The organism is Mycobacterium scrofulaceum (genome assembly GCF_001667885.1).
Classification (GTDB): domain Bacteria; phylum Actinomycetota; class Actinomycetes; order Mycobacteriales; family Mycobacteriaceae; genus Mycobacterium; species Mycobacterium scrofulaceum_C.
Genome location: NZ_LZJW01000084.1, coordinates 52,106 through 59,090, shown reverse-complemented (window position 1 = coordinate 59,090; position 6,985 = coordinate 52,106). Strand labels below are relative to the sequence as shown.

Annotated in this window: 5 protein-coding genes and 2 pseudogenes; 2 read left to right on the top strand and 5 right to left on the bottom strand. The window is 68.4% G+C overall.

The genetic code is table 11. The features are described 5' to 3' along the window. The first annotated feature begins 11 nt into the window (after positions 1-11). Entirely contained in the window at positions 12-206 is a 195-nt protein-coding gene (locus tag A5681_RS26530; RefSeq protein ID WP_419866322.1) for an iron-containing alcohol dehydrogenase, read from the top strand. Here the strand turns inward: A5681_RS26530 and A5681_RS12850 are convergent. Then, positions 149-1,975, bottom strand: a pseudogene (locus A5681_RS12850) (aldehyde dehydrogenase family protein); the annotation flags it as partial. The gene A5681_RS26530 and the pseudogene A5681_RS12850 sit on opposite strands and share 58 nt — an antisense overlap. 306 nt (positions 1,976-2,281) lie before the next feature. Between A5681_RS12850 and A5681_RS12845 the strand changes: the two are divergent. Then, on the top strand, positions 2,282-3,388 hold the full coding sequence (locus A5681_RS12845; protein ID WP_067274757.1) for an NDMA-dependent alcohol dehydrogenase: 1,107 nt from the start codon (positions 2,282-2,284) through the stop codon (positions 3,386-3,388). Positions 3,389-3,400: 12 nt separating this feature from the next. Here A5681_RS12845 and A5681_RS12840 read toward each other — a convergent pair. The 4 genes and pseudogenes from A5681_RS12840 to A5681_RS12825 all read right to left on the bottom strand — a co-directional run bounded on the left by A5681_RS12840 (position 3,401) and on the right by A5681_RS12825 (position 6,931). Beyond that, a pseudogene (locus A5681_RS12840) lies at positions 3,401-4,232 on the bottom strand (oxidoreductase). Between the two features lie 8 nt (positions 4,233-4,240). Then, complete coding sequence (locus tag A5681_RS12835; protein WP_067274754.1) at positions 4,241-4,906, bottom strand: nitroreductase family protein; 666 nt, start codon at positions 4,904-4,906, stop codon at positions 4,241-4,243. A gap of 7 nt (positions 4,907-4,913) precedes the next feature. Then, positions 4,914-6,443: an Hsp70 family protein gene (locus A5681_RS12830; RefSeq protein WP_067274751.1), complete on the bottom strand. Its 1,530-nt coding sequence runs from the start codon at positions 6,441-6,443 to the stop codon at positions 4,914-4,916. Positions 6,444-6,622: 179 nt separating this feature from the next. Further along, the gene (locus A5681_RS12825) at positions 6,623-6,931 is read right to left on the bottom strand and encodes a hypothetical protein (protein ID WP_067274749.1); all 309 of its coding nucleotides are present in this window, start codon (positions 6,929-6,931) and stop codon (positions 6,623-6,625) included. Positions 6,932-6,985 lie beyond the last annotated feature (54 nt).

Genomic DNA, 6,985 nt, shown 5'->3' with positions numbered 1-6,985 from the left:
CCCGCAAGCGCGTGGCAGACTATCCGGTCGACCGGCATCGCGTCCAATTGGTCGCGGTTCCAACCACGTCGGGCACCGGTTCGGAAGTCTCCCCGGCGGCGGTTCTGACGGTGGGCGGTAAGAAGGAGACGCTGGTCGATTACAGCCTGGTGCCCGACGTGGTTGGAACCGCGACCAATTGGACGCGATGCCGGTCGACCGGATAGTCGGCCACGCGCTTGCGGGGATCGAGGAACGGCATCGTCAACTCCTCGAGGTCCTTCTCCGGGTGCTCGTAGAACAGCCGGATCGCCTTGCCGGCGTCGAGCACCGAACCGCCGCCCACGGCGATCAACAGATCGGGTTGGGCCCGCTCGAGCAGCGCGACACCGCGGCGAATGGTCGTCTCGTCGGGCTCCGGCGTCACCTCGCTGAAGACCTGCACGTGTTCGGCGCGCAACTTGCCGCGCAGCTGGTCGACCACGCCGCGCTCTTCGGTGAGGGCATCGGTGATGATGACGATCGTTTCGCCGTCGAGCTCGCGCAGGTTGTCCAGTGCGCCTTCGTTGAAGTAGGTGTTGGACGGGACGCGGAACCACTGGGGCGGGGTGCGCCGCCGCGAGACCGTCTTGATGTTCAGCAGCTGCCGGTAGTTGACGTTCTCCGTCGTGCTGGATCCGCCCCACGTGCCGCACCCCAGCGAGAAGGTGGGGGTCAGGTTGTTGTACACCCCGCCGAGGGCTCCGACCGCGGTAGGGGCGTTGACCAGAATGCGGCCGGTGCGGACCGCGAGGCCGTACGCGTCGATGACGTCCTCGTCGTTGGCGTAGATGGCCGAGGTGTGGCCCAGGCCGCCGTGCTCGGTGACCAGGACGGCGACGTCGATGGCGTGCTGGACGCTGCCGGCCCGCACCACCCCGAGCACCGGCATCAGCTTCTCCTGCAACAGCGGATGCGCGGCCAGGTCGTCCAAGTCGGCGGGCAGTTGCGCCAGCAGTACCTTGACGGTCGGTGACACGCTGAAGCCCGCCCGCTCGGCCAGCTCCGACGCCTTCTGCCCGATGGCATCGAGCGACACCTTGTCGCCGCAGCCAAACGCAAAGTCCGCCAGAGCGTTTGCCTCGTCGGGGGTGAGCAACTGGGCGCCCATCCGCTCGAACTCGGCCATCATCTCGTCGTAGACCTCGTCGTCGATGATGCAGGTTTGCTCGGCCGGGCAGATGACCGAAGAGTCAAAGGTTTTCGATATCAGGATGTCGACGACGGCGCCCTTGATGTCCGCCGTCTTGTGGATGTAGATGGGCGCGTTGCCGGGACCGACGCTCAGCCCGGGCTTTCCGGCCGAATTCGCCAGCGCCACGATCTTCGGTCCACCGGTCACCCAGATGAAATCGACGCGCGGATGTTTGAACAGGTAATGGGTGACCTCGTGTGCGGCATCGGGGATCACCTGTAGCGCCCCCGGCGGCAGCCCGGCCGCTTCGGCCGCGGTGCGGAGGATCTCCACGCTGCGCTCGCAACAGCGGACCGCATACGGTGACGGCCTGAAGAGCACCGCGTTGCGGGTCTTGGCGGCGACAATCGCCTTGAACAGCACGGTCGACGTCGGGTTGGTCACCGGCGTGATGGCCAGCACCACCCCGATCGGCTCGGCCACGTAGGCGATGTTGTGCTCGACGTCCTCGTCGATGACCCCCACCGACTTCTTGCCCCGCAGATAGTCGTGCAGGAACTCGGTGGCCACATAGTTCTTGACGACTTTGTCCTCGAAGACGCCGAAACCCGTCTCCTCGATCGCGACGCTAGCCAGCTCCCCCGCGGCGCGCACCCCCGCGCGGACCATCGCCTCGACGATGGCATCGACCTGCCGCTGGTCGAGGTTGCGGAATTCCCGGGCCGCCGCGGCCGCCGCATCGACGATCGCGTCGACCTCGTGTCTGCGCTGGTCGACCACGTCGGGCGTTGCGATGGAGGTCTCGGTTTGCGTGGTGGTCATGATCGCGTTCTCGGTTCAGGAAGGGATACTGGGGGGTCCAGAATGAGCAGATGCTACGTCGTACGCCGCCGCGCAAAGTAGGGCTGAAAGGCCCTCGACGAGCCGGCCCGGCCACGCCACCTCCGGCGGGTGCGGGACGTCGGCGGTCGCGCACCAAGCTCACCGCCTAGCTGACCGAGGCCTCCCCGCGCATTCCGGGCATCTCGGTGCCCGAGCCCAACTATGCTCTTGCCAACTCCAGCAATGGCGTGAACAGCCCGCCGGCGACCCGGACACCCGAGAAGCGCTGACTTCAAGGAGGTTTCGATGAAAACGAAGGCGGCGGTGGTGTGGGGGCTGCACCAGAAATGGGCAGTCGAAGAGGTCGACCTGGACGGGCCGCGGGAGAACGAGGTTCTGGTCAAGGTGGCCGCCGCCGGGCTGTGCCACTCCGACGACCACCTGATCACCGGTGACATGCCGATGCAGCTACCGGTGGTCGGCGGCCACGAGGGCGCCGGTGTCGTCGTCGACGTCGGCCCGGGCGTGACCGAAGTTGCCGAGGGCGACAAGGTCGTGCTGAGTTTCATTCCGGCCTGCGGCCACTGCGATCCCTGTGCGCGCGGGATGAGCAACCTGTGCGTCCTCGGTGCGGCCATCATCGCCGGACCGCAACTCGATGGCACCTTCCGCTTCCACGCGAAAGGCCAAGCGCTGGGCCAAATGTGCGTCCTTGGGACGTTCTCCGAGTACACCGTGGTGCCGATGGCCTCGGTGATCAAGGTCGATCCGTCCACGGCGCTGGACACCGCCGCACTGGTCGGCTGCGGAGTCACCACCGGCTACGGCAGCATGGTGCGCACCGGAGCGGCCCGCGACGGTGACACCGTGGTGGTCATGGGCGTGGGCGGGATCGGGATGAACGCGGTGCAGGGCGCGCGGATCGCGGGCGCACGCGTGATCGTCGCGCTCGACCCGGTGGAATACAAACGCCGGCGTGCGCCGGAGTTCGGGGCCACCCATACCGCGGCGACGGTCGAGGAGGCCCAGTCCCTGATCACCGACCTGACGCGCGGCCAGATGGCCGATGTCTGCGTGGTCAGCACGGACACGGCCGAGGGAAGCTATGTGGCGCAGGCGCTGAGCCTGGTCGGCAAGCGCGGTAGGGTGGTGATGACCGCGATCCCGCACCCGACGGACGCTTGCGTCGACATGTCGCTGTTCGACTTGATCATGTACGAAAAGCAGTTGCGCGGTTCGGTTTTCGGTTCGTCGAATCCCCGCCACGACATCCCCCGGATGCTTGAGATGTATCACGCCGGGCGGCTGAAGCTCGACGAGCTCGTCACCCGCGAGTACACGCTCGACGAGATCAATCAGGGCTACGACGACATGCGCGCCGGGGTGAATCTCCGCGGTCTGATTCGGTTCTGAACCGGAGGGCGGTTACGGCAAGAAGTTGGTGCCGCTCGTCAGGTTTTCCCACTCCTCGATCTCGGCCGCCCGCGCGTCGGCCACGTGGCGGTAGATGGCCAGCGCGTCGGGGCCAAGCAACAGGAATCCCGGGGGGTCGCTCGACTCGACCGCCGCGATGATCGCGGTGGCCGCCTTGGCGGGGTCGCCGGGCCTGGTTGCCGTGCATGGTGTCGTTCTCCTTGCGCCGCTGCCCGGCCGTCGCGGCGTAGTCGTCGATCACGGTGTCCGACTGGACCAGCGAGCGACCGGCGAAGTCGGTGCGAAACGCCCCCGGCTCGACGATGGTCACCGAAATGCCCAGCGGGGCAAGCTCACCGCGCAGCGCGCCGCTCATTCCCTCGATGGCCGCCTTGGCCGCCGCGTAATAGCCCGAGCCCACCGGGGTCACCGTCGCGCCGATCGAGGAGATGTTCACGATCGCGCCGCCGCGGCGTGCCCGCATGCCGGGCAGGACGGCCTTGATCATGGCGACGGTGCCGAAGAAGTGCGTGTCGAACAGGGTCCGTACCGCGGCGTCGTCGCCCTCCTCGACCGCGGCGCGGTAGCCGTAGCCGGCGTTGTTGACCAGCACGTCGACGCGGCCGAACCGGTCGTGGGCGGCCTGCACGGCCGCGGCGACCTGCGCCGGGTCGGTCACATCGAGGGCGGCGGCGAGCACCCGGTCCGGTGCGGCCGCCGCCAGGTCGGCGACCTTGGCGACGTCGCGCGCGGTGACCACGACGTCGTGGCCGGCGCCGACGACCGCTTCGGCGAGCGCGCGTCCGAGCCCGGTGGAGCATCCGGTGATCAGCCAGGTGGTCATGGAAATCCTCAGCCTTCGAATGCCGGACCGTCGAAGCGGTCACGGGTGATGAAATCCGATACCGGCCGGCGGCGCAGCTTCGTCAGCTGGCGCACCGGCTTGCCGAGGGGCACGACCGCGGCAACCGCGTGCAGATCGGGAATGCCCAACAATTCGCGGACCTGGTCCTCGGCCGCGATGGCCATGGTGGTGATGGTGCCGCCGTACCCCTCGGCGCGGGCGGCCAGCAGGATGTTCCAGATCAGCGGGTACACCGACGCGCCGCCGGCCAGCCCGACGCGGTCCAGGTCTTGATCGACCGAGGCGACGACGGTCAGGTCGACCGAAACGACAAGGACGACAGGCGCGTTCGCGATCGGCGCGACGAAGGTGTCGGGAATGTCGGTCCGGTCGATGACGTCCCGCGGCACCTGGCTGGGATGAATGGGGTTCCAAGGGTTTTCACCGGCCTGCAGCTGGGCGAAGTAGCGGCGGGCCGCGCCCGTGCCCAGCTCGGCGAGCCGGCTCCGGGCCTGCGGGTCGCGCACCACCGTGATGTGGGCGCCCTGCCGGTTGCCCCCGCTCGGGGCGAACCGGGCGTTGTCGAAAATCCGCGCCAGCACCTCGTCGGGCACTGGGTCGTCGGTGAATTCGCGCGCCGCGAACGTCGTTCGCATGACGTCATATAGCTCCATCGGCGCGTCACGCGCTCGCCGGGGCGCGGCGCTCCAGGCGGAAGGTGCGCTCGAATCCGGCCGGCTGCGTGGTCAGGGTGACTTCCACCGCGCCGCTGGGGGCGATGACGTAGCGCTCCTCGACGTCGGGGCCGTCCCGCCATCGGCCGACCGGCTGACGCCCGAGGTCGTCGCGATCACGCAGCGCCGGGTCGAAGGGGAAGAGCACCGGATCGTAGGGCGTGATGTCGCCGTCGGGCCGGCCGTTGACCAGACGGCTGCATTCGACGAACCGGAAGTGCCCGATGTTGTGCGCCGCGCGATAGGACCGCTTCACCACCAGCGGGGTGTGACCGTCGGCGGGCAGGGAGACGTCCTTGCACACGATCGGGTCGAAGACCACCCCGGCGCCGGCCTCGGCCTCGCGGAAGACGCCGAAGTTGCGCGAAAAGCGTTCGGAGAGCGCGAAATCGGACTCCTTGTCGAGGAAGACCGCCAGGCCGATCGCGGTGGCCGCGAACGGGTGCGGCGAGCGTTTGACCCGCTTGTCGCCGAAGGTGGTGCGCAGCATCCGCGAAACCAGGGGGAAGCTCCCGGCGCCGCCCACTACGTAGATGCCGGCGACCTCCGACCACGTCACGTCCTTGCCGCCGTCGGCCGGATTGCGCAGCACGCGGTCGAGCAACTTCATCGTCTTCTCGACGAGCGGCGCGCACACCGAATAGACGTCGTCGACGGCGCAGGAGAACGGCGGCCGGTCCGCCCCGTCGACGCCGGTGAGGTCGACCAGGAAGCGGCGCGTCTGCGGCCCCACGCCTTCCTTGCGGGCGGCGCACTCCTCCCGCAGCAGGTCGCGGGCCGCCGCGTCGACGCCCGACAGTTGCGACCGTTGAAGGACGAGTTCGACGATCGCGTCGTCGAAGTCGTCGCCGCCGAGGCGCTGGATGCCCTCACTGATGACGACCTCGTTCGCGTGCCCGGTCATCTTGAGCAACGAGGCGTCGAAGGTGCCCCCGCCCAAGTCGTAGATGAGGACGTACTCCCGCTTGGCGGTGATGGTGGAGCGGTAGCGGTGCGCGTATTCCAGGCTGGCGGCCGACGGCTCGTTGAGCAGCGCGACGACGTGGAAGCCCGCCGCCACGAACGCGTCCAGCGTCAAAAGGCGTTGGGCGCTCGACGCGTTGGCCGGCACGCTGATCGCGGCCTCGATGGTTTCCCCCGCGGTGAGGCTGGCGTTGGAGCGGCGCAGCAGGTCGCTCTTCAGCTGGGCCAGAAATCCGGTGAGCAAATCGGCCAGGCGATGGCTGCGGCCGGCCAGGCTCACCTCGGTCTGCGGTCCGGCCTCGTTGAGCAGGCGTTTGAACGATCGCAGCACCGACCAGCCCGGGTCGTGCCGTACCGCGCCGGCGTCCGCGCCGAATCGCAGGTCCCCGGCGGCGTTGGCCGCGACGATCGACGGCCACGCGTCGAGGCCGTCAAACGAGATGACGGGATAGTTGCCTCGGTCGACGGCCGCAACGACGGTGTGTGTGGTGCCAAAGTCGATGCCGACTCTCATCGCGCAATTTTAGGACCGCGCCGGGGCCTTTGGGGCAACCATTTGTCGCGGCGTGCCGCTGATGGTTCAGTCCTCGAAATGGCGTTCGTAGTCGCAGCGCTCGAGCCACCACTGCAGGTTGTAGGTGCCCGTCGCGATGAGCATCATCAGCGCAGCACCGGCCCCGAGGGCGAGGCCGTTCATAGTCTTCCCATTTCGCGAGCCATCAGGGCATCGTCGAGAAATCCGTGCTGCCGCGGGTAGTGCCGGGGCCGTCGATCCGGGGCGTGCGGCGGGGGAGCGAATACGCGGCGCGCCGTCGCGACGAGCCGGGCGCCGATGCCGTCCCGGCGGGCGGCCAGTGCGGCCGCACTGCCGAACAGCACTTGCTGGGGGGTGATCAGGACGTCGGTCGATGACACCGCAGGCTCGCGCGCCGCCGTGGACGGTTGAACCGCGGTCGCATCGACGGTTGGGGTGGTGGGGAGTCCCGTTGATGGAACGATCATGGGAATGCCTTCCGTACCGCCGGCCCGTCGACCAGGTATTTCTTCCCCATACGG